Below are 22,415 nucleotides of genomic sequence, written 5' to 3'. Positions count from 1 at the left end.
TTATGCGTTGACATCGCTGCATCGATGTCACTGGGTCAATCTCACTGCGTCAATGTCGAAATAAACGCTGCGGTACGCGGATCGCTGGGCTGCGTAAATAACTTGGCGGACGCGCCCGATTCGACTACTTTGCCATCTTGTAGAAAAACGGCTTCGCGTGAGATCGCCGCAGCCAGACGCAGATCGTGGGTGGCCATCAGCATAGTCATGCCTTCGCTGGCGAGTTGTTTGAGCACGTCCACGACTTCCGCGGCGAGGCCGGGGTCCAGCGCGGAGGTGGGCTCATCGCAGAGCAAGACGCGGGGAGAAGGCGCCAGCGCGCGCGCAATGGCGACGCGTTGTTGTTGTCCGCCGGATAAGTTCAACGGCCAGGCATTGGCCTTGTCAAGCATGCCGACTTTGGTCAAGAGAGCCTCGGCACGTTCGCGAGCCCTGGCCTGGGGCCATTTTTGGACGGTGACCAGGCCTTCCATGACGTTGTCGATGACGGTCTGGTGGGGGAACAGTTGAAAGTTCTGGAACACCATGCCGGTTTGCATGCGGATGCGTTGGATTGCGTCGCGCTGCGGCCTGTGCACGGGATTGAATTCCAGGGTTTCATCGCCGATGCGCAGGGTGCCCGCTTCGGGGATTTCAAGGAGGTTGACGCAGCGCAGCAGTGTGCTTTTACCGCTGCCGGACGGGCCGATCAGTGCGGTGACGCTGCCTTCGGCAAGGGCGACGTCGACGTTGTCCAGCACGTGGTGCGTGCCGAAGGATTTGTTGATCTGCGTGAGCGAGATCATCAGCGTTGCCCCTCGGTAAAGACAGCATGCTGGCCGTAACGGCGCTCGAGGCGGGTTTGGGCGGCCGACAGCACGGAACTGAATATCAGATAGATCAGGGCGGCCTCTGTGTAGAGGATCAGCGGCTCGTAGGTGACGGCGGCGATGCGCTGGGCGGCCTGGAAAATCTCGGGTACGGTGAGCACCGCGGCCAGCGAGGTGTCTTTGACCAGCGAGATAAATGAGTTGGCCAGCGGGGGGACCGCGACGCGGGCGGCCTGGGGCAATACGGTACGTCGCATGGCTTGGCCGCGGGTCATGCTGAGCGAGTAGGCGGCCTCCCATTGGCCTTTGGGAATGGACTCGATGGCGCTGCGTATGACTTCGGAATTGTACGCACCGACGTTGAGGATAAAGCCGATCAGTGCCGCAGGCAGGGGATCCAGTACGATGCCGGCGTTGGGCAGGCCATAGAAAATAATGAACAACTGCACCAACAGTGGGGTGCCTCGTATCAGCCAGACATAAAAGCGGACGATCAGGACCAGTGGCTTAGGGCCAAATAGCCGGATCAGCGCGACGATGAATGCCAGTATCAGCCCGCCCGCAAAGGACAATAGCGTCAGGGGTACGGTGAAGGCGAGTCCCGCCTTCAGCAAGGGCCAGAATGAATCCAGCATTAACTGTAGCCATGCGGGCACGATAGCGGCGTCCATGGGGAGGGGCGATGCTCGGGTGGTCTTTACGTCGCGATGGCGTTACTGGGCGGACAGGTCTGTGCCGAAGTACTGGACCGAGATAGTTTTGTAGGTACCGTCGGCCTTGATGTCGGCCAGTGCCTTGTTAATGGCGTCGCGCAGTTCGGGGTTGTTTTTGCGGATCAAGACTCCGGACTCGCTGAATTCCGCGCTTTTGTCACTGTCGACAATGCTGACCTTGGCGTCGGGTTTTTGTTTTTTGAAGTCCAGGAAGGACAGGTTGTCGTTGATGGTGGCATCGACGCGGCCGGAGAGCAGCAGGTCGATGGCCTCGTTAAAACCTTGGACGGCGATGACTTCGGCGCCATATTTCTGGGCGAGTTTGCCAAAGTTGCTGGTCAATGTGTTGGCCGAGCGCTTGCCTTTGATGTCCTCGAAGCTTTTGATGTTTTTTTCGTCGTCGTGCACGATCAGGACGGCCTCGGAGGCGATGTACGGGTCCGAAAAGTCGTATTTGGCTTTGCGTGCATCGGTGATACCGACTTGGTTAATGACAGCGTCATAACGCTTGACGTCGAGGCCGGCGATCAGGCCGTCCCATTTGCCTTCGACGAACTCGGCCTTGACGCCAAGGCGTTCGGCGATGGCGCGACCGATATCGACGTCGAAACCGGTGAGCTTGCCCGACGCGTCGTGATAACTGAACGGGGCATAGGTACCCTCGGTGCCGATTTTGATAACGCCGGCCGATTTGATGTCGGCCAGGCCATCTTGGGCGTAGGCGCAAACGGAGACGAGAGATAGCAATCCAGTCAACAGGATCGAACGCAGGGGCTTCATGTCACGCTCCGGTGAGTTGTTGTGTGGCTTGTGGGGCCTTATGAGCCCCACCGCGCATAAACGATGACTCTAACAAGCCGTCTATTCTTCCACAACCTATAAAAAATATTGAAAATATTTCTATTAGTTATAAGCGGCAGGGGAACGCCAGGGGTGGCTACCACGACTTTACGCGCTAACGCGCCCGTAACAATCGCAATCCGTTGGCCACGACCAGTAGGCTGGCGCCCACGTCGGCAAACACGGCCATCCACAGGCTGGCGTGCCCGGTGACCGCCAGCACGAGGAAGATTGCCTTGATACCCAGGGCCATCCCGATGTTTTGCATCAGGACTTGGTGGGTGGCGCGTGATAACCGCACAAAGGCGGATATCTTGCGCAGGTCATCGTCCATCAGGGCGACGTCGGCGGTCTCGATGGCGGTGCCGGTGCCGGCCGCGCCCATGGCAAAGCCGATGTCGGCGCGCGCCAGGGCGGGAGCATCGTTGATACCGTCGCCGACCATGCCGACGGTGTGGCTCGCGCTGAGCTTGGCCTCGACGGCGCGTTGCTTGTCTTCAGGCAGCAGTTCGCCGTGCGCTTCGTCGATACCGGCTTGTTCGGCGATGGCGCGGGCGGCACGAGGATTGTCGCCGGTCAGCATCAGGGTGCGTACGCCAAGCTGATGCAGGCTGGCAATGGCTTCTTTGCTGCTGGGTTTGAGCGTGTCGGCGACGGCGGCCAGGGCGAGGGTTTGCGTGCCATCGGTCAGGGCGATGGCGGTTTTTCCTTGCTGTTCATAGGCTTCGATGCGGCCTTGTATTTCGGGGGTGGCGATACCCAGTTCGCGCATCAGGCGCAGGTTACCCAGGTGCCAGGTCTGGTCGTCGATGCGACCGCGCACGCCCCGACCGGGCAGGGCGGAGAAGTCTTGCACATCACGTAGCACGGCGTCGGGATGTGCCGCGAGGTAAGCCTGTGCGACCGCGCGCGAGACGGGGTGGTCGGAACGGGCCGCGAGGCTGGCCGCGATCAGGGCGGTGGGGGAATCTAGGTCGGCGATGCGGTCGGTCGATGAATCGAGGAGGGTGGTTGCGTCGCCGGTCGAGAGCGCGTGGTCCGCAGAGGCTGCGGTTGAATCTGCCACGGCGGTATTACCTTGGCTGCCGGAGGGCGCGCTAGCCTGTAGCGCGATAAAGTCTGTGCAAACGGGCTTGCCGTGGGTGAGCGTGCCGGTTTTGTCTAGCGCCAACCAGTTCAGTTTGCGGCCCTGTTCAAGGTAGATGCCGCCCTTGATCAGGATGCCGCGCCGCGCAGCGGCGGTCAGGCCACTGACGACGCTGACGGGCGTGGAAATGACCAGCGCGCAGGGGCAGGCGATGATCAGCAAGGCGAGGGCGCGGTAGATGGCGTCCATCCAGGGTTGGCCGGCGACGAGTGGCGGCACGACGGCGATCAGGATTGCCAGGATAACGACCGCAGGCGTGTAGATACGCGAGAACCGGTCGATGAAGCGCTGGGTGGGCGCACGCGCGCCCTGGGCTTGCTCGACGGCGTGAATGATGCGGGCCAGCGTGGTATTGCCCGCCGCGGCGGTGACGCGGTAGTCAAAAGCGCCGGTGGTGTTGACCGTGCCGGCATAGACGGTGTCGCCGATGGTTTTGTCGACGGGCAGGCTTTCGCCGGTGATGGCGGCCTGGTCGATGGCGGAAGTCCCTTCGACAATGATGCCGTCCACGGCGATGCGTTCGCCGGGCCGCACGCGTACCCAATCCTCAAGATTCAGGTTGGCGACGGGGATTTCCTTCCATGACCCGTCGGGCTGGCGGGCCGTGGCGACCTGGGGGGTCAGCGCGAGCAGGTCGCGAACGGCGTTGCGCGCGCGATCGAGGGCCCGGGCTTCGATGAGCTCGGCGATGTTGAACAGCACCATCACCATGGCGGCCTCGGGCCACTGACCGATGAGGACGGCGCCGGTGACGGCGATGCTCATCAAGGCGTTGATGTTCAGATTGCCGTTGCGCAGGGCAATCCAGCCTTTGCGATAGGTACCCAGCCCGCACGTAAGGATCGCGACGACAGCCAGGATGGCGCTGACGGCCGTGGGTAGCGCGGCAAAATGCGCGGCCTCGGAGAGCGCGGCCAGTACCCCGCCCGTGGCGAGCAGATAGCCAGTGCGCGACGAGGGGCCCGTGGCCGCTGGTGCGCTGGTGTCATCCTGGGCGAGCAGCTCGGGCGTCATGCCTAGCGATTTGATGGCGCTGACGATGGGATCAAGTGTGTCTTGCGCGTGGACGACGGTCAGCTCGCGCTGCATCAGATTGAAGTGCACGTCATGGATGCCCGGCAGCTTGTCCAGTTTTTTGCGGATCAGCGTTTCTTCGGTCGGGCAGTCCATTTGACCGATACGTAGCCGGCTCAGTTGCTGGCCAGGACCCGCCTGCAGAGCGGCCTCGGTGGCCGGTCCCGAGGCGGTGGCGCAGCAGCTTTGGCCCACGTCGCGAGAGTTGGCATGATCGTGTTCATGCTTGTGATCGTGGTCCTGCTTGTCGGGACTGGGGTCCTGGGAACAGCACTGCGAAGCTGAAGACGTGGACATGGGTGATTTCCGACTATTTCAGAGGAGATGCGGGTATTTCACACCTTGGAGTTACTATAGAGTCAAGCCCTGAATGTTTCCTACCCCGTATTTCCCGCCTCGCGACTGCATCGGGTCACCGTGGGGGGCAGGGCGCCGCGTTACAGGAGAGGATCATGAAAATCGGTGAGCTGGCCAAGACAGCCGGTACGACGGTCGAAACCGTGCGCTATTACGAGAAAGAGGGATTATTACCCAAGCCGGAGCGTAGTCTGAACAACTATCGTAGCTATGGCGAGGCGCATCTGGAGCGGCTGCGACTGATCCGTAACTGCCGCGCCTTGGATATGACGCAGGATGAAATTCGGACCATTCTGAGCCTGGCGGACAATCATCAGACGAGCTGCCAGCCGATTAATGCGTTGTTTGACGAGCATATTGCGCACGTCGACGCCCGGATTGCCGAGTTGAAGCAGTTGAAAACGCAATTGGCCGAGCTACGACAGCGTTGCCTGTCGGCGCGGCCAGATGCGGAGGATTGCGGCATTTTGCACGGCCTGGCGCAGATGCAGGTGGAGGAGCGTGGCGAACGTCATACCCATTTGGGTTGAAGTGGGACTCGCCTGTGCGGCGGTACGCTCAAGTATGATGAGAATGTTTCTCGAATGACTTTAGCGATAACGATCTCATGACAGCCGTTTCCCCTTTGCATGCTTTAACTTCCCGCCGGTCGATGAAATTCCTGCGCGCGCCGGCACCGAAACAGGACGAGTTGGATCAGATTCTGCAGACCGCGATGAGCGCGCCTGACCACGGCAAGCTGCGTCCATGGCGTTTTGTATTGATCCGTGGCGAGGCGATCGGCCGATTGGCGGATCTGGCCCTGGATGCGGTCAAGCGCAGCGGCGACCCGCGCATGACGCCCGAAAAGGAAAAATCGGTCCGCCAGTGGATGAGCGAGGTCCCGCTATTTGTCGGCCTGGCGCACAAGATTGACCACGACAATCCCAAGGTACCCGAGCAAGAGCAGTTGCTGGCGACCGGCGCGGCGGTGATGAACATGCTGAACGCCATCCACGCGCTGGGCTATGGCGCGTTCTGGAGCACAGGGATGGGGACGTACCTGGAAGAGGTCCAGGACGCCCTGGGCTTGGATTCGCTGGATCACCGGTTTTTGGGGTTCTTGGCCGTGGGTACGCCGGCTTGCGCCGTACCCACGATAGAACGGCCCGATTTCCGTGAGTTTGTCACGGAGTGGAGCGGGCCGGTCTAGCGGGATCAGCCCTGCGCCGTTTCCGTCAATACGCGCTGGGCTTCTTCGGCCACGCGCTCGGGGGCGGTGCCGCCGATGTGCTTGCGTGCGGCCACGGAGCCCTCGAGCGTCAGGACCTCATGGACGTCTTCGTCGATGCTGTCGTGGTAGGCCTTGAGATCGGCGGTCGATAAGTCGGCCAGGTCGCAGCCGCGTTGTTCGCAGTCGCGTACGGCGTGGGCCACGACTTCGTGGGCGTCACGGAAGGGCAAGCCGCGCTTGACCAGATAGTCGGCCAGGTCGGTGGCGGTGGCAAAACCCTGCAAAGCCGCCGCGCGCATGTTCTCGGGCTTGACCTTGATGCCGGTGGCCATGTCGGCAAAGATGGTGAGCGTGTCGCGCACGGTATCGACCGTATCGAACAGGCCTTCTTTGTCTTCCTGGTTGTCCTTGTTGTAGGCCAGGGGCTGGCCCTTCATCAGAGTCAACAGGGCGACCAGATGGCCATTGACGCGGCCGGTTTTGCCGCGCGCCAATTCGGGCACGTCGGGGTTCTTTTTCTGGGGCATGATCGAGCTGCCGGTGCAGAAACGGTCGGCCAGATCAATGAAACCCACGCGCGGGCTCATCCAGAGCACAAGCTCTTCGGACAGGCGCGATATGTGCGTCATGATCAGGGCGCCGGCGGCGCAGAATTCGATGGCGAAATCGCGATCGGACACGGCGTCGAGCGAGTTGCGGCAGACGCCGTCAAAACCCAGGGTTTTGGCGACGCGCTCGCGGTCGATCGGAAACGAGGTGCCGGCCAGTGCGGCTGCGCCCAGCGGCAGGCGATTGACGCGGCCCCGGCAGTCGGCCAGACGCTCGGCGTCGCGGCCGAACATCTCGGCGTAGGCCAGGAGATGGTGGCCAAAGGTGACGGGCTGGGCGACTTGCAGGTGGGTAAAGCCGGGCATGATGGTGCCGGCGTGTTCCAGGGCGACGGTGGCCAGCGCGTGGCGCAGTTGGCGCAGCAGGTCGATCAGGTTGTCGATTTCCGCGCGCAACCACAAACGGATGTCGGTGGCGACCTGATCGTTACGCGAGCGGCCGGTATGCAGGCGCTTGCCAGCGTCGCCGACGAGTTCGACCAGGCGTTTTTCGATGTTCAGGTGGACGTCTTCGAGGTCGAGCAGCCATTGGAAGCTGCCGGCGTCAATTTCGGACAGGACTTGGGTCATGCCGCGCTGGATATCGGCCAGATCCTGGGCGCTGATAATGCCCTGGGCGGCCAGCATGTCAGCGTGCGCCAGCGAACCCTGGATGTCGCAGCGCGCCATGCGCTTATCAAAGTCCACGGACGCGGTGTAGCGTTTGACGAGATCGGAAACCGGCTCAGAGAACCGGGCGGACCAGGCTTGCGCCTTGTTGGCGAACTGGTTTTGGTCGGAGTGGGGAGTTTTTGCCATGGGCGGGATTATAGAGCCAGGGTGAGGGGCTTTGCCGGGGTGTCGGCGCGGGCGTTGCCTATTGCCGCCGAATCTGTGAGGTGATTGACCGACGCAGGCCCCGACTTGTTGGATAATTCGAACAAGTCATACGACAGAATCAAGGCGTGCTAATGGATTGGGATTGGGATCGATTGGTAGTCAGGCTGACGCAATATGTGCCTGAACACCCTTGGGCGCAGACGCTGGTGGGCGTCGTGGTGTTGGTCCTGGTGGCGCTGGTCGCGCAATGGGTCGGCGCACGCCTTATCCTGCTTGGGGCGCATCGGCTGCTGATTTTGACTGGCCGCGCCGACTGGGACAAGGCGCTGCGGCGTCGCCGCGCGTATCACCACATCTGGTATGCCGTGCCATTTGCCGTGGTGTCGCTGGGGATTGACCAGGTGCCTCACGTGGAGGGGCTGGTGCTCATCATCGGGCGCTTGGCGCACGCGGCGGCCTGGATTTGCGTGTTTCTGGCCATCGCCGGGTTGCTGAGCGCTTTGCAGGATACGTATTCCGCGACCACGCGGGCCAAGACGCGCTCGATCAAGGGGTATATCCAGATCGGCAAGCTGGCGCTGATCGCCATCTGTTTCGTGCTGGTGCTGTCTATTCTGTTGCAGCGCTCGCCGTTGTGGATGATCTCCGGCCTGGGGGCGGTGTCCGCCGTCTTGCTGCTGGTGTTCAAGGATACGTTGTTGTCGTTTGTCGCCAGCACGCAGCTCACGTCTAACGATATGCTGCGTATCGGCGACTGGATCGAGATGCCGCAGGCCAATGCTGATGGCTTTGTGCGCGATATCGCCCTGCATACCGTCAAGGTACAAAACTGGGACAACACCGTGACGACGGTGCCCACGTATAAGCTGTTTTCAGAAAGCTACCGCAATTACCGGCACATGTTCGAGTCGGGTGGGCGGCGTATCAAGCGCACGATGCGGGTCGATGCGACCAGCGTGCGCTTTCTGACGGACGACGAAGCGCGGCGACTGTCGCATTTCCTGCTGCTGCATGACTATCTGGAGGCCAAGCAGAGTGATTTGCTGCGGGCCAATAGCGAGCTGGGCGAAGAATTGGCGCTAGAACCGGCCAATCGTCGACGTTTGACGAATATCGGCACTTTTCGAGCCTATGCGCTGGCTTACCTGAAGAAACACGCCGAAATTCGCCAGGATATGTCGATGATGGTGCGCATGATGGAGCCCCAATCCGACGGCATTCCGGTCGAAGTGTATTGCTTTACGGCGCAGACCGCCTGGGTCGAGCACGAACGCATTCAGGGTGACGTTTTTGATCATTTGCTGGCCATCTTGCCCGAGCTCGGCCTACGCTTGTACCAACAGCCTACGGGAGCCGATGTGGGAGCGATGGGCGACGGGTTGGGACGGGCGCTGCGCCAAGAGATGGCGCGCGAACGTGCGCTGCACGAAGACGCCCGCGCGCCCGAGCCTCGCTTGGCGCCGAGCGATAGCGTCGGCATGCGATAATTTTCCTTTCGTCCTCAACCGATTGGGAATCCTGATTTGGAACCGTCGTCAAACCGCGCTGCCCGCGTTGGAATCGCGCAAATCAACGCCTATGTGGGCGATATCGCCGGTAATGCGGCTCGCGTACTCAAGGCGGCCCGTTCGGCGCACGAGCAGGGCGCCGATGTCCTGGTCACGCCAGAACTGGTGCTGACGGGGTATCCCCCCGAAGACCTGTTGCTGCGGCCGCATTTTGTCGAGCGCCAAGAGGCGGTGCTGGACCAGTTGCGCCAGGATATGGCCGATATGGTTGACCTGCATGTGGTCGTCGGCCATGTATTGGCCCAGGGCGAGCACCTGTATAACGCGGCCACGGTATTGTGCGAAGGGCGCGTGGTGGGCGTGTATCGCAAACGCGAGTTGCCGAATTATTCGGTGTTCGACGAGCAGCGCTATTTCTCCTCGGCCCAGGAGCCCTTGGTATTCGAGGTCAAGGGCGTGCGTTTTGGCGTCAATATCTGCGAAGACATTTGGTTCGAGTCCGCGCCGCGTGCCGCCGCCAACGCCGGTGCTCAGGTGCTGCTGGTCCCCAATGCGTCGCCTTACAACACGGGCAAGCAAGACGAGCGGCTGCAGGTTGCGCGTCGTTGCGCGCAGGACACCGGTTGTGCCGTGATCTACGCGAACATGGTCGGTGGGCAGGACGAGCTGGTATTTGATGGGGCATCGTTTGCCCTGGACGCTCAGGGTCAATCGACCGCGCGCCTGCCGGACTATACCGAGGGCGTCAATGTGGTTGAGGTGGACGCCCGCGGCGCGGTGCGGCCCGTGTCCCAATACGCCGATGTGGCGCCGTACTGCCTCGAAGAGCAAGTCTGGAAGGCCCTCGTTCTGGGTGTGCGTGACTATCTGGGCAAGAACGGTTTTCCCGGCGCCATCATTGGCCTCTCGGGCGGGATTGATTCGGCCGTGGTGCTGGCCGTCGCGGTGGATGCGCTGGGCGCCGAGAATGTGCGCACGGTAATGATGCCGTCCCGCTATACCGCCGATATTTCCCAGACGGACGCAACGGATATGGCGCAGCGACTGGGGGTGCGGCACGACGATATCGCGATTGCCCCGGCGTTCGAGGCATTTGAAACCATGCTGGCGCCGCAGTTCGCGGGCCTGCCGCTCGACGCGACAGAAGAAAACATCCAGGCTCGCGTACGCGGGACGCTGTTGATGGCGTTGTCCAACAAGACCGGCCATCTGGTGCTGACGACGGGCAATAAATCCGAGCTTACGACGGGGTATTGCACGCTGTACGGCGATATGGCGGGCGGGTTTGCCGTGATCAAGGACGTGCCCAAGACGCTGGTGTACCGTCTGGCGGAGTGGCGCAATCAAGCGCAAGAGGTCATTCCGCGCCGCATCATCACGCGCCCGCCGTCGGCCGAGCTACGACCGGATCAGACCGACCAGGACAGCCTGCCGCCCTACGAAATCCTGGACGGCATCATGGAGCGCTATATGGAGGGCAACGAGTCCGCGGCCGATATTGTCGCGGCTGGTTTCCCGAAATCCGCCGTCGAGCAGGTCGTGCGCCTGATTCGCATTAACGAATACAAGCGTCGTCAGGCGCCGCCCGGTCCGCGCATCACGCCACGCGCGTTTGGGCGGGATTGGCGCTATCCTGTCACAAACGGGTTCCGGGAAACCGTCTGAACCTGTGTGCCGAGTGCGGGGCATGATTTGCCCAGAGTCGAATTTTCTTCAGGACAAGAACAACGTGAAACAAGTCACTGCCATTATCAAACCCTTCAAGCTCGACGAAGTGCGCGAGGCGCTGGCCGAGGTCGGCGTCAGTGGGCTGACGGTCACCGAGGTCAAGGGATTCGGCCGCCAAAAGGGGCATACCGAGCTGTACCGGGGCGCCGAGTATGTGGTGGACTTTCTGCCGAAAATCCGCGTCGAGGTCGTGCTGGCCGACGATATGGTCGAACAGGCGATCGAGGCGGTGATCAAGGCCGCCCGGACGGGCAAAATCGGCGATGGCAAGATTTTCGTGTCGCCGGTCGATCAGGCCATCCGTATTCGGACCGGTGAAAGTGGCGAGCAGGCGCTGTAGCGCCTAGCGCACCAGCTGATTCATCTCCAGGATCGGCATCATCACCGCCAACACGATCAACAGCACAAAGCCGCCCATCAGCAAGATCAGCAACGGTTCCAGCAGGGCAGTCATCGCCATGGCGCGCCGTTCGAGGTCGCGAGACAGGTTTTGTGCACCGCGCTCCAGCAGTTCCGGCAGGCGGCCGGTTTTCTCGCCACTGGCGATCAGGTGAATCAATAATGACGGAAACACCTTTTGGGCCGCCAGCGCGGACGCCAGGGGCGTGCCTTCGCGCACACGCTCGGTGGCTTCGTCGACCGCGCCGCGTAGGCGATCATTACCCAGCGTGCGGCGGGCAGCGTTCAATGCGCCCAGCAGACTGACACCGCTGCCGCTCAAGATTGCCAGCGTGGATGCAAAGCGCGCCACGTCGACACCCAGCACAAAACGCCCGATCAACGGTAAACGCAACAGGCGAGCGTGCCACGCTATGCGTCTGCCGGGGTCCCGCAGCGCCATGCGCCAGAGTGCGAAGAGGGCCACGCCGCCCAACGCCGTCGCCCAACCCCAGTGACGTACGAAATCACTTAGCACCAGCATGACGCGTGTCAGCAGGGGGAGTTGTTGATGCGCGTGATTAAAGGCGGTTATGACCTGCGGGACCACATAGCCCAGCAAAAAAGCCACGATGACGACCGATACACAGCAGACGACGCCGGGATAGATGAACGCGGTCATCACCTTGCCGCGCAGTGCATTGCGTTCCTCGATGTAGTCGGCGAGCTTTTCCATGACCTGTGACAGGTCGCCGGACTCTTCGCCGGCGGCGACCAATGCGCGATAAATCTCCGGAAAATCCCGAGGTCGTGTGGCCAGCGCGTCGGCCAGGCGGAAACCGGCGCGGACCTCGTCGCGCACGCCGGTCAGGGCGCCTGCGACATGTTTGCTCTCGGCCTGTTCGAGCGTGGCGCTCAGGGCGGCATCTAGTGGCAGACGGGCCGCGAGCAGGCTCGACAACTGCCGCGTCAGCCAGGCCAGTTCTGTATCCGAAAGACGGCGTTGCAAGAAACTGCCGCGGCCCCCCTGACGTGACGCGGCCGCGACGGTTGAAAGCGGCAGGAGGCCGCGCGCGCGCAACTGATTGCGCGCGCTGCGCTCGGTTTCGGCATCAAGCGTGCCGTGAACAATTTTTCCCACCAAATCGGTGGCTTCGTAGCGAAAGGTGGGCATGCAAAAAGCCTGGAATGTCTTTGATTTAAAACACGCCAGCGTGACGTTGGATTGTGACAGTAGTGTTGCAGCGGTAACCAGTATACTCGGCGCACATTGTGCGTATCCGACGGTGTTTTCCGCATGCGTGCAGCGCGATTCGAGTGTTGAACGCGCACCGTTTTGATTGGGGTTTTCCCTGTGATTTGTTACTTGTTTGTGATTGTTGGTCGTTGTCCCTTTTCCCGTTTTTAGTCACCGAGATTTCATGCGTCGCGTTAGAAAAACTACCCTGGCCTGTTTGCTTGCGATCGCCCAACTGACGATGCCCTTGCCGGTTGTCTATGCACAAGCGCAGTCGGCGAGCGACAAAGTCAGTCTGAATTTTGTCGATACAGATATTCCAGCCGTATTGCGTGCATTGTCGTTGTTCACGCAACGCAACTACTTGGTTGATCCACGGGTAAAGGGCAAGTTGACGTTGGTATCAGAGCGACCTGTTGATCGGGACACGGCCGTCAACATGTTGGCGGGGGCGTTGCGCATGCAGGGCTACGCCATCGTCGACGTCGACGGAGTGACGCGCGTAGTGCCCGAGTCCGATGCCAAGTTGCAGGGGAGCTCGGTGGTCGTCGATCCACCATCGCGCGCGGGTGCACCGGCACCAGTGTCGATGGAGCAGTTCGCACGGGGCACACAGCGCAGCGAAATCATCACGCGCGTGTTTTCGTTGAAATATGAGAACGCGGCTAATCTGCTGCCTGTGTTGCGGCCATTGGTGCCCCCCAATAATCCCATCAATGCGTATCCCGGTAATAACACCCTGGTCGTCACGGACTATGCGGATAACCTGGATCGCATTGCGAGTGTGATTGCGCGCGTGGACGTGCCCAGCGCGATTGATACTGACGTGGTGCCCGTTCGCTATGGCGTGGCAAGTGATCTTGCGGCGTTGGCTACGCAATTGCTGGATGCCCAGGGTAATGACGCCACGCAGCGCATGTCCATGGTGGCTGACCCACGCACCAACAGCGTGTTGATTCGCTCGGGCAGCCCGGCGCGCACCAAGCTGGCTCGTGATTTGATTGCCAAGCTGGACACCGCCCAATCACGTCCTGGCAATCTGCATGTTGTGTATTTGCGCAACGCGCAAGCATCGCGGTTGGCCGAAGTGCTGGGCGGCCTGCTGAACAGCCAGGCCTTGAATAGCGCCAGCGCAATGAATGGTACTGGCGGGATAGGTGGCGGTGCGGCCATTTCGAATGCGACCGGCAGCAATCGCAGCACCACGCCGCGCAGCAACAGCAACAGCAACAGCAACCGCTCATCGTCCGGCAGCATGATGGGTAGTTCGTCGGGCGATAGTACGCTGGGGCTGCAGCAGATTGAGCGCGATACGAGTTCGGCGGACGCGGTGTCGTATTCGGGCGGCGGCGCGACGATACAAGCCGACCCCACGACGAACACCTTGATCATTTCCGCACCTGAGCCGCTGTATCGTAGCCTGCGCGAGGTGATCGACCAACTGGATCAACGCCGCGCTCAAGTGTTGGTGGAAAGTCTGATCGTTGAGGTCAGCCAGGAAACAGCGGCGGAATTCGGCATTCAGTGGATGACGGGCAGCGGTAACTTGGCCGACGGCAGTGGTTTTGTTGGCGGTACCAATCTGGGCGGAAGCGGGATCGGTAGCGCGGGCACGGGCGCGACGACGCTGGATATGTTGGGCAGCGGCTTGTCGTTGGGCGTGGTCAAGGGCACGGTCGACGTGCTGGGTACTGAAATCATTAACCTCGGCGTCTTGGCACGCGCCCTGAATGCCACGGGCGAGGCGAATATCCTGTCCACCCCGAACTTGCTGACGCTGGATAACGAGTCGGCCAGTATTCTGGTGGGCAAGACCGTGCCGTTTGTGACGGGTCAGTATGTGACCTCCGGCAGCGACGGTAGTGGCAATCCGTTTCAGACCATTGAACGTGAAGATGTCGGTCTCAAACTGAATATCCGTCCGCAGATTTCCGAGGGCGGCTCGGTCAAGTTGGATATCTATCAGGAGGTCAGCAGCATCGACGAGACCAGCTCGTCGGAGACCATGGGCATTGTGACGAACAAGCGGGCCATTGATACCAGCGTGTTGGTCGATGACGGTCAGATTATCGTGTTAGGCGGTTTGCTCGAGGACAGCGTGGGAACCACCACGGAAGGGGTGCCGGGTCTGAGTTCGATTCCGATCTTGGGCGCCTTGTTCCGTTATGACACGCGCAGACGCACCAAGAGTAATTTGATGGTGTTCTTGAGACCTTACGTGGTGCGCAACGCGCACGATAGCGCCAATGTCACGATCAATCGCTACGACTATATGCGGCGCACCCAGAGCGCGGCGCAGCCGGGGAAACACTGGTTGCTGCCCGATATGCAGGCGCCCATTTTGCCGCCTTCAAACGTGGATACCGTGGGGTCGAACGAACGCAACGGGAGCTACGACATGCGACCCGAGGCGATCAACGCCACTATGCGGCGTCCGCCACCTACGACGACGCAGACCTTTCAGGTGCGTCAATTGCCGCAGCCTCCCGGGGCGTCCGATCCCAGTTTGCCGATACGGGCCAATTTGCCTCGTGGGGTAAGTATCGCGACCGATCCGTCGGCGCTGTATGCGGAGACCCGTTCGGACACGACGATTTTGCAGTTTGCTTCGGCGCCAGATCAAGCGACGGCGGATCGCATTGTCAGGACCGTGCGCATCAGCGGCCTGAATGCGTATTCGCAGGTGGGCCCGGGCGGGCAGGGCTATGTGGTGCGTGCGGATATCTCGCGTGACGCAACGACGGTAGACACGGCGGTGGCCTTGTTGAAAGAACTGGGCTATCGCGCCGAGCTGGTGACGCATCTGTGAACGCCTATCCGTTGCCCTATCGTTGGGCGCGCGCGCAGCGTGCGGTGCTGTTGCTGCGGCCCGGAGCGTCGCAGTTGACGACGAGCCCGCGTACGCCGGCCTGGGCGGTGCGAGAGATTTTGCGTTGTCACGGTGAGGTTCCGATCACGCAGGTGTCGGACGAGGCGCTAGAGACCCTGCTGAATGCGGCCTATAGTGATACGGCGGACGCGGCGGTGGTGATGGGCGTGGCCGAAAACGAAATCGATCTGGATCGCCTGCTGCAAGATATTCCCGAGGTCGCCGACCTGCTTGAAACGCAGGACGATGCGCCTGTTATCCGCATGATCAACGCCCTGTTCGCGCAGGCCGCGCGCGACGGCGCAAGCGATATGCATATCGAGGCGTACGAGACGCATTCGGTGGTGCGGTATCGCGTTGACGGCGTGCTGCGAGATGTGGTCAGTCCGCGTAAAGCGCTGCATGCCGCGTTGATTTCGCGTATCAAGATCATGGCCAATCTGGATATCGCCGAAAAGCGTATGCCTCAGGATGGCCGTATCGCCTTGCGCGTGGGCGGGCGCGCCATTGATGTGCGGGTTTCGACGTTGCCGACCGGCCATGGCGAGCGCGCCGTGCTGCGTTTGCTGGACAAAGAAGCCGGGCGGTTGCAGTTGGAAAAGCTGGGCATGAGCCAAGGGGTCCTGAAGCAGTTGGATACGCTGATCCGGCAACCGCACGGCATTGTCCTGGTGACGGGGCCGACGGGCAGTGGCAAGACCACGACCCTGTATGCCGCGTTGGCGCGACTGGACGCATCGACGAGCAATATCCTGACGGTTGAGGATCCCATCGAGTATGACTTGCCCGGGATCAGCCAGACGCAGGTCAATTCCAAGATCGATATGACCTTTGCGTTGGCGCTGCGCGCGATTTTGCGCCAGGATCCGGATGTGATCATGATCGGTGAAATCCGGGATCTGGAAACTGCGCAAATTGCGGTACAAGCGTCGTTGACGGGTCACTTGGTGTTGGCAACGTTGCACACCAATGATGCGACCTCGGCGGTGACGCGTCTGGTGGATATGGGGGTAGAGCCATTTTTATTGGCATCGTCGCTATTGGGCGTGCTGGCGCAACGTCTGGTCCGTAAGCTCTGTGTAGCGTGCCGCGTACCCGAGACATTGCCCGATGGTCGACTCGTGTATCGGCCAGTGGGATGCGAGGCGTGCAATCACACGGGTTATAGCGGTCGTTCGGGGATTCATGAGCTCTTCAGAGTTGATGAAGACGCCCGTCGTTTGATACACGAAGGGCGCGACGAGCAGGCACTGCGTACGCAGGCCTTGCACAACGGAATGCGGACGCTGCGCGACGACGGGCAACGCTGGGTGGAGCAGGGCGCGACTTCACCCGAGGAAATCGTGCGCGTGACGCGGGACACCTGAGGCAAGCACACTGCCTAGCATGTTTGCACCCGGCGTGTCTGGGGCAGGCATATCTACGCCCAGCATGCCAGCACCTAGCATGTCTGCGCGCAGCGTATCGACGCTCACGATACAGTCCCAATATGCTGACGCCCCACCACGCTAAGCCGTGGTGGCGCTATGCACGTGATCTGGACTTATCGTCGCGGCGGCGTGCCAAATTTGGCCGTACCGTCGGAGACGGGTCCCAGCGCGGTCAGGATGCCGGTGAGCGCGGCCCGTTGCGCATCGCTGGCCGTGTCCGACGCTTGCGCCGTGCCGCTGAATTGCAGGCGGCCTTTTTCCCATTGCCCTTGCCCCTTGGCAGTGAGTAGGCCAGCCTCGGTGCTGAACGCGAGTTGTGCCACCCCGTTTTTTGCACTGACTTGTAGACGGTAGTCGCCCAAGGGGCGCACGTGCGATAGGGCTGAGCTGGCCTGGGTCCAGCGGCCCGTGGCCAGGGTGCCGCTGTCGGGAAGATGTCCCACGACAAAGGCTTGCCAATTGAGGCTGATCTGGCCGCCCGGCGCGATCGTGTTCAGGGGCGCGCCAAAGGCCGTCAGGATGCCGGCGGGGGCCTGTAGATGTTGTCCCGAGACTTTGACGCCAGACAGGCCGGGTTCGATACGAACGGGACCCCGCAGCCAGGTGTGTGAGACTTCGAGCGCGCCTTTATTCCATTGCCAGCGAATGGGCTCGGGCAGGAGATAGCGCGCGCCCCGCGGTCCAAGGGCGAGCTGTGCGCTGCCTTGCCAGACGGTGCCGCTGGCGTCAGCGATGCTCGCCATGGCGTTGTCGGGCAGGGCCAGCATGAGCCAGCGTGCGGGCAGGACGATGAGGGCGGCGATCAGGGCAAAGATCAGACAAAAGACGGCAAGCGACAGCGAGAGAAACCGGGAACGACTCATGGTTGCATGGCGGGTATTAAGGTCAAGGTGCCGCTCAGACGACCGGGCAGACGCTTGCCAGTGGCGTGCATGGCACGGGTCAGTTCGGCATCGATGACGGACAGTCGCCAATCTCGAGCGGCGATGTCGAGCCAACGAAATAACGAGGCGGCGGAGGCCTCATGCAACGTCAGCGTGATGGCTTGGGTGGCCTGCGACGACCCCCCGACACGATCCCCACCGATACTGCCACGACGAGCCCTGCTATTTTCTGCATCGCCGTTGCGTTTCGATGCGGTGTCACCGTGAGCGATGGACCAGCTTTCTGCGGTCAGCCCCTCGCGCTGCAGGCTGGTGGCCAGTTCGTCGGTCGATGGCGCGGCGTTGCCCGCAGCCGGGGAGCCCTGGCGACGCAGAGCGCGCACTTGGGCGGTCAGGTCGGCGACGGTGGCTGCCTGGGCACGCAGTTCAGGTAATTCGCGCTGCGCGCGGGTCATGGTGGACCAGGCGGGATCAATCAGGATCAAAAAGACCAGGGCGATACCGATGATGGCGCCCGCGATGGCGAGCAAGCGTTGTTCGCGAGGCGGGCGCTGGCGATACCAGTTTTGCGCATGTTGCCACCCGTCGGCGCCGCGACGCCGCCAGGGAGCCAGCGTAGTTTGTAGAGATTCAGAAAGACGCATCAAAAATACTCCATACACGTCGACAGTCGTGCCGAGGTGCGATCAAGGTTCCGCCCGGGAAATACGCCAATCGCCGTTGTCGTCGCGCTCGACGCGTGCGCCGAGTGCGGCGGCGCTTTGCAAAATGGCGGCGGTGTCGGCAAGCCGATCCGCTTTGTCGCTGGACGGAGCGCTGGCCGTTGCCGTGGGGGTTGCGGTCGCCCCAGCGGCGGACAGACTCGGCGTGTTGCTGTCCTGCGTCCCGTCGTACAGTCTCAGCGTCAGCACGTCGTCGCGATAGCTCATGACATCCACCGCATCAGCGGCAAAGGGCAGGACTTGCGCGGCCGTGCGTGCCAGCGAGAGCAGGTCTTTTCCGGAGACGTCACCCTGGCCGGTGCGCAGGGCGTCGCGACCCTGCTGGGCCTGACGCAGGGGATCCAGGATGACGGGAATGTCCGGAAAAGCGTCCCGTACATCGCGCTCCATGCGTTCGCGCAGTTGCTGCACTTCGCGATCGAGTTGGCTGGCGTAAATATTCAGACCGATGATCCACACGCAGGCAGCGATCGCGGCCCATCCGGCGGCGCCGCGCCAGCGAGAGGGCTGGCGTGGCGCTAATTGGGGGAGGGTCAGAGACCAGGCCGGGTTGGTTGCTTGCCAGCGAGGGTCCTGGAGATCGTGCAATGCGGCCGGTGCTGCTGTCGCGCCGGCCTCAGACCAGACCTGCAGCGGGTAGAACGCCTGGACGGCCAAACCGGCCGTCGACAGGCGTTGCCAAGCGTTGCGCAGGGCTTCGCGCGAGATCCACGCAGCTGTCGCCGTGCCGTCTTCCGTACGCTTGCTGTAGCCGACCGCCAGGTCGTCCAGATCACCCAGGACGAGGCCCTCGAGCGTGCTCTGTACGGCGGCGGCATAGCGATTGTTCGGAACCGCGGGTACCTTGATGGTTGCGACGATCACGTCGTCGGGATGCAGGACGGCCTGCACGCGAGCTTGTGGAAAGGCGGCGGCTAGCGCGCCGGCCGCCAGTTCACCGCCACGCGCAACGCGTCCCTGGCGATCCAGCCAGGCATAGGGCAGGGGCGTGCTATCCGTCCACTCGGCCAGCGGCGGTAACGCGATACGCAGAACGTTTTTTACGGAGTTTCTTTTATCCATATTGTTTTTGGAGTGCGGGGGTCTGACATTGATAGCAGTGCTTGCATGCTAACGCGGCTGCGCCGATAGGCGACGGTGCCATTGGCCAGGAACCATTTGCTCCCGGTGGCAACCTCGGGAATTTCCAGGTCCTCGCCGTAGCTGCTTAAACGATTGGAAAAGTCTCCACTGTCGTTGAACCAGCGGCCACGGTCTCGTTCGCCCGTGACGCTGCGGGCCTGGGAAAGGGTCAACCCGGGCACCAGGGCAGCGATCACCTCGGGTTGGGCTGTGTTGACGTTGACCTCGCTGGGCTGGGGTAGCACAGTCATCGTGCGGCGCAGGGATTCACGGGCGCGCTCGTCGACGTTCATGAGCGAGGCCATATCATCGATGCCGCGTGGCTGAGGCGCGCGAACGCCGCCCTGGATGTCCGTCTGCGCGCCCTGTGCCGTTTCCGTGCCTGGGGGCCGACGGCTTTGTGTCATGGCAATATGGCCCGCGAACTGGGGCGCCAGTCGCTCGGGCAGGCCGAGCATGCTGAGCAGGCGCGTCAGCACAGCGACTTGTGTTTCGTCGACCACGCCGCGCGACGCGAGGTTGTACAGATTGTATTTGCCTTGCTCGTCGCTGATGTCGCCCGCAAAGACAGCCTCTTGGCCGCTTTGATCGCCTTCGATGCGGGTATCGAGCACCGGCGTTGCCCAAAGCTGGTCGCCTCTCACCGTGGCCTCTTGACGGGCGTTGTCACGCAACAGCAGGCGAGACCAGTCGATGCCGCCCAGCAACAGCCAGCGGGCCTGAATGCGGGCCTGTTCGTTTTCGATCTGGCGAATCGCCGAGGTTTGACGCAGGAACAGGCCACTGGTCAGGGCCGCGACAATGGCGACGACGATCAGCGCGCTGACGACGGCCATCCCGCCTTGTTGGGTCGTAGCAGTGCGCCGGATCATGGCAAGATCACCACGCGGGTGTAGCGTTCCAATTGACTGTTGTGACGTCGTTCCATGACGACCTCGAGCCCCGACGCGCGCGTTGTTGCCGGACGCAGCGGATCGCGCCAGCCCTGACCGAACACCCAGGCACGCACTTGCAGGCTGGTGCAGTCGGGCATGATGAGAATGCCCTCGGTGGGTTCGGGCAGAGGATAGTTTGCGGCGGGCGCGCCGCTGTAGCGCCATAGGCCATCGGGCCGTAGACGCCATGTCACGCGCTGCCACAAGCCGCTGTCCGGCGTGGCGCGCGTGATATCCAGCAAGACCGCGCCCGCTGACTGGGTGACGCTGATGCCGGGGGGAAACAGGGTGCTGTCGTCATCGTCGGCGTTGCCGGCTGCACCGGTCGTGCCGCCCGTGGATCCCTCGCTCGTCCCGCCGCTTACGCCACGACTCTCGGTTGTGGTGTCTTCGGCAGCCACACCGCTATACGCCCGGTTGAGGTCGCGTTCGATCTGACCTAGCGTGCGTAACACGATGGCTTGGTCGACGGCCTGATCGCCGAGCCATTCGCGCGCCGCCGACACGCGTTCCAGTCCCTTCCAGGACATCAGGCTCACCAACGCCATCAGGGCAATGGCGATCAGTACTTCGATCAGCGTAAAGCCCTGTTGGCGGGTGCGAGGCGCGAGGCGTTGACAGGAACGACGGGCTATCGGGGTTGCGTGCGTACGCATTATCGGACCTGCGACAACAGGCCCGTCAACTCGGCCAGCGAGGTGTCGGGGCGGTCCGTGTCGTGCACCCGCACCGTGACTTGGCGAAAATTGCGATTTAACGAATTGCGGATTTCGATCTCGCACCGTAGCGCCAGCGTGCCTTGCGGGCAGGTCCGGGTCTGGGTGCCGGCGCGGGGAAAAGCACCTTCGAGCCGTAGCAGGGCCAGTGTATTTTCCGCCGCGACCAGGGCGAGTGTCTTGTGACGAATGGCGCGACTGTTGTCCAGCATGACGTGCGTCGCCCGCAGCGCGGCACCCATGGCGACCGCGATAATTGCCAGGGCAACGAGTACCTCGATCAGCGTAAAACCCTCTTGTAGGCGACGTCGTCCGACGCCGGATTGCCCGGAATGCGATGCCGGGGCAACAGGTGGTTGCGCCGCGCGGGAATTAATGAATCGCATAACCACCCGCCGCGTCGCGTTCGATGCGTACGGTGTTTCCGTCGGCGGCCAACTCCAGTACCAAGGGATCGGAAACCCATTCGGTTCCAAAGAACACGGGCCGATTCGGCGACAGGATGAGCGTGACGGGTGTCGCGCGCCACGTCTGGGCGCGTAGGCTGGGGTCGTCTTCAAAACGATCGGGAGTCTGCGGCCCTTCGTCCTGCGCCGACAGACGCTCGGATCTGCCTGGGCGTTCGAATGACCAGCCCCGCTCATCGCCGTACCAGCGGATCGTGCGACCGTCGCTGCGTGCTTCGCTTTGTGCGACGGTGAACGCGTCGACGAGGCGCTCGGCATCAGCCACCAGTACACGGTCCGACGAGGCAGAAACTGACAAGCTGACCATGGACGCGGCGATGGCAATGATCACCACCACGATCAGCATTTCGATTAGGGTGAAACCGCGCTCAGAGTTCCCACGAACCGATGTCGGCATCGTCTTGCTCCCCGCCGGGCTTGTTGTCGGGGCCGAACGAGAACACGTCGATTTCGCCTTTGACGCCAGGGTTCAGGTATTGATAGGGCTGGCCCCACGGGTCGTTGGGCATGCGATCCAGATAGGGACGCCAGTTGCGCGCGCCTTCGGGGCGCTGCACCAGGGCTTGCAGACCTTGTGCCGTGGAAGGGTAGCGGCCGTTGTCCAGGCGATAGAGCTTCAATGCCTGCATCAGGCCGCTGATGTCTTGCTGGGCGGCGACACGGCGTGCCTGATCGGGGCGATCCAATACGCGGGGAACCACGAGTGCTGCAAGAATACCCATGATCACAATCACCACCATGATTTCAATCAGGGTGAAACCTTGCTGGCGGGCACGCGGGCGCTGAAACTGATGCACGAATTCTCTCCGCATTCTCTAGAAATTGCGACAAAAGCGGGA

General features: G+C 62.0%; 21 protein-coding genes. 7 read left to right on the top strand and 14 right to left on the bottom strand.

The genetic code is table 11. The features are described from left to right. Positions 1-41: 41 nt before the first annotated feature. The 4 genes from ACNAZS_RS01735 to ACNAZS_RS01720 form a co-directional block, all read right to left on the bottom strand. Positions 42-785 carry an amino acid ABC transporter ATP-binding protein gene (locus tag ACNAZS_RS01735; protein ID WP_415785528.1) on the bottom strand — a complete coding sequence of 248 codons (744 nt, stop codon included), beginning with the start codon at positions 783-785 and terminating at the stop codon, positions 42-44. Further along, a complete protein-coding gene (locus tag ACNAZS_RS01730) occupies positions 785-1,465 on the bottom strand; it encodes an amino acid ABC transporter permease (protein WP_415787017.1) in 681 nt (226 codons plus the stop codon). Before ACNAZS_RS01730 ends, ACNAZS_RS01735 begins: the two co-directional genes overlap by 1 nt. A gap of 57 nt (positions 1,466-1,522) precedes the next feature. Next, positions 1,523-2,302, bottom strand: a complete 780-nt coding sequence (locus ACNAZS_RS01725; protein WP_415785526.1) for an amino acid ABC transporter substrate-binding protein — start codon at positions 2,300-2,302, stop codon at positions 1,523-1,525. Between the two features lie 175 nt (positions 2,303-2,477). Further along, complete coding sequence (locus ACNAZS_RS01720; RefSeq protein WP_415785524.1) at positions 2,478-4,880, bottom strand: heavy metal translocating P-type ATPase; 2,403 nt, start codon at positions 4,878-4,880, stop codon at positions 2,478-2,480. Positions 4,881-5,035: 155 nt separating this feature from the next. Between ACNAZS_RS01720 and cadR the strand changes: the two genes are divergently transcribed. Both cadR and ACNAZS_RS01710 read left to right on the top strand, forming a co-directional pair. Next, positions 5,036-5,470: a Cd(II)/Pb(II)-responsive transcriptional regulator gene (gene cadR, locus ACNAZS_RS01715; protein WP_415785522.1), complete on the top strand. Its 435-nt coding sequence runs from the start codon at positions 5,036-5,038 to the stop codon at positions 5,468-5,470. 77 nt (positions 5,471-5,547) lie between these two features. Beyond that, a complete protein-coding gene (locus tag ACNAZS_RS01710) occupies positions 5,548-6,132 on the top strand; it encodes a nitroreductase family protein (protein WP_415785520.1) in 585 nt (194 codons plus the stop codon). Between the two features lie 5 nt (positions 6,133-6,137). On the opposite strand, the gene argH is transcribed toward ACNAZS_RS01710, so the two are convergent. Then, positions 6,138-7,559 carry an argininosuccinate lyase gene (gene argH / locus ACNAZS_RS01705; protein WP_415785518.1) on the bottom strand — a complete coding sequence of 474 codons (1,422 nt, stop codon included), beginning with the start codon at positions 7,557-7,559 and terminating at the stop codon, positions 6,138-6,140. A 152-nt stretch (positions 7,560-7,711) separates the two neighbouring features. On the opposite strand from argH, the gene ACNAZS_RS01700 reads away from it, so the two are divergent. From ACNAZS_RS01700 to ACNAZS_RS01690, 3 genes are all read left to right on the top strand, one after another. Beyond that, complete coding sequence (locus tag ACNAZS_RS01700; protein ID WP_415785516.1) at positions 7,712-9,067, top strand: mechanosensitive ion channel family protein; 1,356 nt, start codon at positions 7,712-7,714, stop codon at positions 9,065-9,067. A 36-nt stretch (positions 9,068-9,103) separates the two neighbouring features. Continuing rightward, complete coding sequence (locus tag ACNAZS_RS01695; protein ID WP_415785514.1) at positions 9,104-10,753, top strand: NAD+ synthase; 1,650 nt, start codon at positions 9,104-9,106, stop codon at positions 10,751-10,753. Between the two features lie 64 nt (positions 10,754-10,817). Continuing rightward, a complete protein-coding gene (locus ACNAZS_RS01690) occupies positions 10,818-11,156 on the top strand; it encodes a P-II family nitrogen regulator (RefSeq protein WP_415785512.1) in 339 nt (112 codons plus the stop codon). Positions 11,157-11,159: 3 nt separating this feature from the next. Here the strand turns inward: ACNAZS_RS01690 and gspF are convergent, their stop codons facing one another. Then, positions 11,160-12,368 carry a type II secretion system inner membrane protein GspF gene (gene gspF / locus ACNAZS_RS01685; protein WP_415785510.1) on the bottom strand — a complete coding sequence of 403 codons (1,209 nt, stop codon included), beginning with the start codon at positions 12,366-12,368 and terminating at the stop codon, positions 11,160-11,162. 247 nt (positions 12,369-12,615) lie between these two features. Here gspF and gspD point away from each other — a divergent pair, with 247 nt between their 5' ends. Continuing rightward, positions 12,616-15,240 (top strand): type II secretion system secretin GspD, encoded by a 2,625-nt coding sequence (gspD, locus tag ACNAZS_RS01680; RefSeq protein ID WP_415785508.1) that lies wholly within the window; start codon positions 12,616-12,618, stop codon positions 15,238-15,240. Continuing rightward, the gene (gene gspE / locus ACNAZS_RS01675; protein WP_415785506.1) at positions 15,237-16,667 is read left to right on the top strand and encodes a type II secretion system ATPase GspE; all 1,431 of its coding nucleotides are present in this window, start codon (positions 15,237-15,239) and stop codon (positions 16,665-16,667) included. Before gspD ends, gspE begins: the two co-directional genes overlap by 4 nt. 176 nt (positions 16,668-16,843) lie before the next feature. Here gspE and gspN read toward each other — a convergent pair whose 3' ends face one another. Genes gspN through gspG form a run of 8 tightly spaced genes read right to left on the bottom strand, consistent with a single transcriptional unit; the run spans position 16,844 to position 22,388 of the window. After that, positions 16,844-17,593, bottom strand: coding sequence for a type II secretion system protein N (gspN, locus tag ACNAZS_RS01670; protein WP_415785504.1), 750 nt, complete (start codon positions 17,591-17,593; stop codon positions 16,844-16,846). Continuing rightward, on the bottom strand, positions 17,590-18,258 hold the full coding sequence (gene gspM, locus ACNAZS_RS01665; protein ID WP_415785502.1) for a type II secretion system protein GspM: 669 nt from the start codon (positions 18,256-18,258) through the stop codon (positions 17,590-17,592). The genes gspN and gspM overlap by 4 nt, the downstream gene beginning before the upstream one ends. Before the next feature lie 42 nt (positions 18,259-18,300). Beyond that, the gene (gene gspL, locus ACNAZS_RS01660; protein WP_415785500.1) at positions 18,301-19,398 is read right to left on the bottom strand and encodes a type II secretion system protein GspL; all 1,098 of its coding nucleotides are present in this window, start codon (positions 19,396-19,398) and stop codon (positions 18,301-18,303) included. After that, positions 19,377-20,330, bottom strand: coding sequence for a type II secretion system minor pseudopilin GspK (gene gspK / locus ACNAZS_RS01655; protein WP_415785498.1), 954 nt, complete (start codon positions 20,328-20,330; stop codon positions 19,377-19,379). Before gspK ends, gspL begins: the two co-directional genes overlap by 22 nt. Beyond that, positions 20,327-21,049 (bottom strand): prepilin-type N-terminal cleavage/methylation domain-containing protein, encoded by a 723-nt coding sequence (locus tag ACNAZS_RS01650; RefSeq protein WP_415785496.1) that lies wholly within the window; start codon positions 21,047-21,049, stop codon positions 20,327-20,329. Before ACNAZS_RS01650 ends, gspK begins: the two co-directional genes overlap by 4 nt. Further along, positions 21,049-21,495, bottom strand: coding sequence for a type II secretion system minor pseudopilin GspI (gene gspI / locus ACNAZS_RS01645; RefSeq protein ID WP_415785494.1), 447 nt, complete (start codon positions 21,493-21,495; stop codon positions 21,049-21,051). Before gspI ends, ACNAZS_RS01650 begins: the two co-directional genes overlap by 1 nt. After that, on the bottom strand, positions 21,482-21,973 hold the full coding sequence (locus tag ACNAZS_RS01640) for a GspH/FimT family pseudopilin (protein WP_415785492.1): 492 nt from the start codon (positions 21,971-21,973) through the stop codon (positions 21,482-21,484). Before ACNAZS_RS01640 ends, gspI begins: the two co-directional genes overlap by 14 nt. Next, complete coding sequence (gspG, locus tag ACNAZS_RS01635; RefSeq protein ID WP_415785490.1) at positions 21,945-22,388, bottom strand: type II secretion system major pseudopilin GspG; 444 nt, start codon at positions 22,386-22,388, stop codon at positions 21,945-21,947. The genes ACNAZS_RS01640 and gspG overlap by 29 nt, the downstream gene beginning before the upstream one ends. Positions 22,389-22,415: the final 27 nt, after the last annotated feature.

Source organism: Bordetella tumulicola, assembly GCF_965138755.1.
Lineage (GTDB): Bacteria > Pseudomonadota > Gammaproteobacteria > Burkholderiales > Burkholderiaceae_B > Bordetella_A > Bordetella_A tumulicola.
Note: the sequence above shows the minus strand (reverse complement) of the source record. Positions and strands in the feature narration are given on the sequence as shown.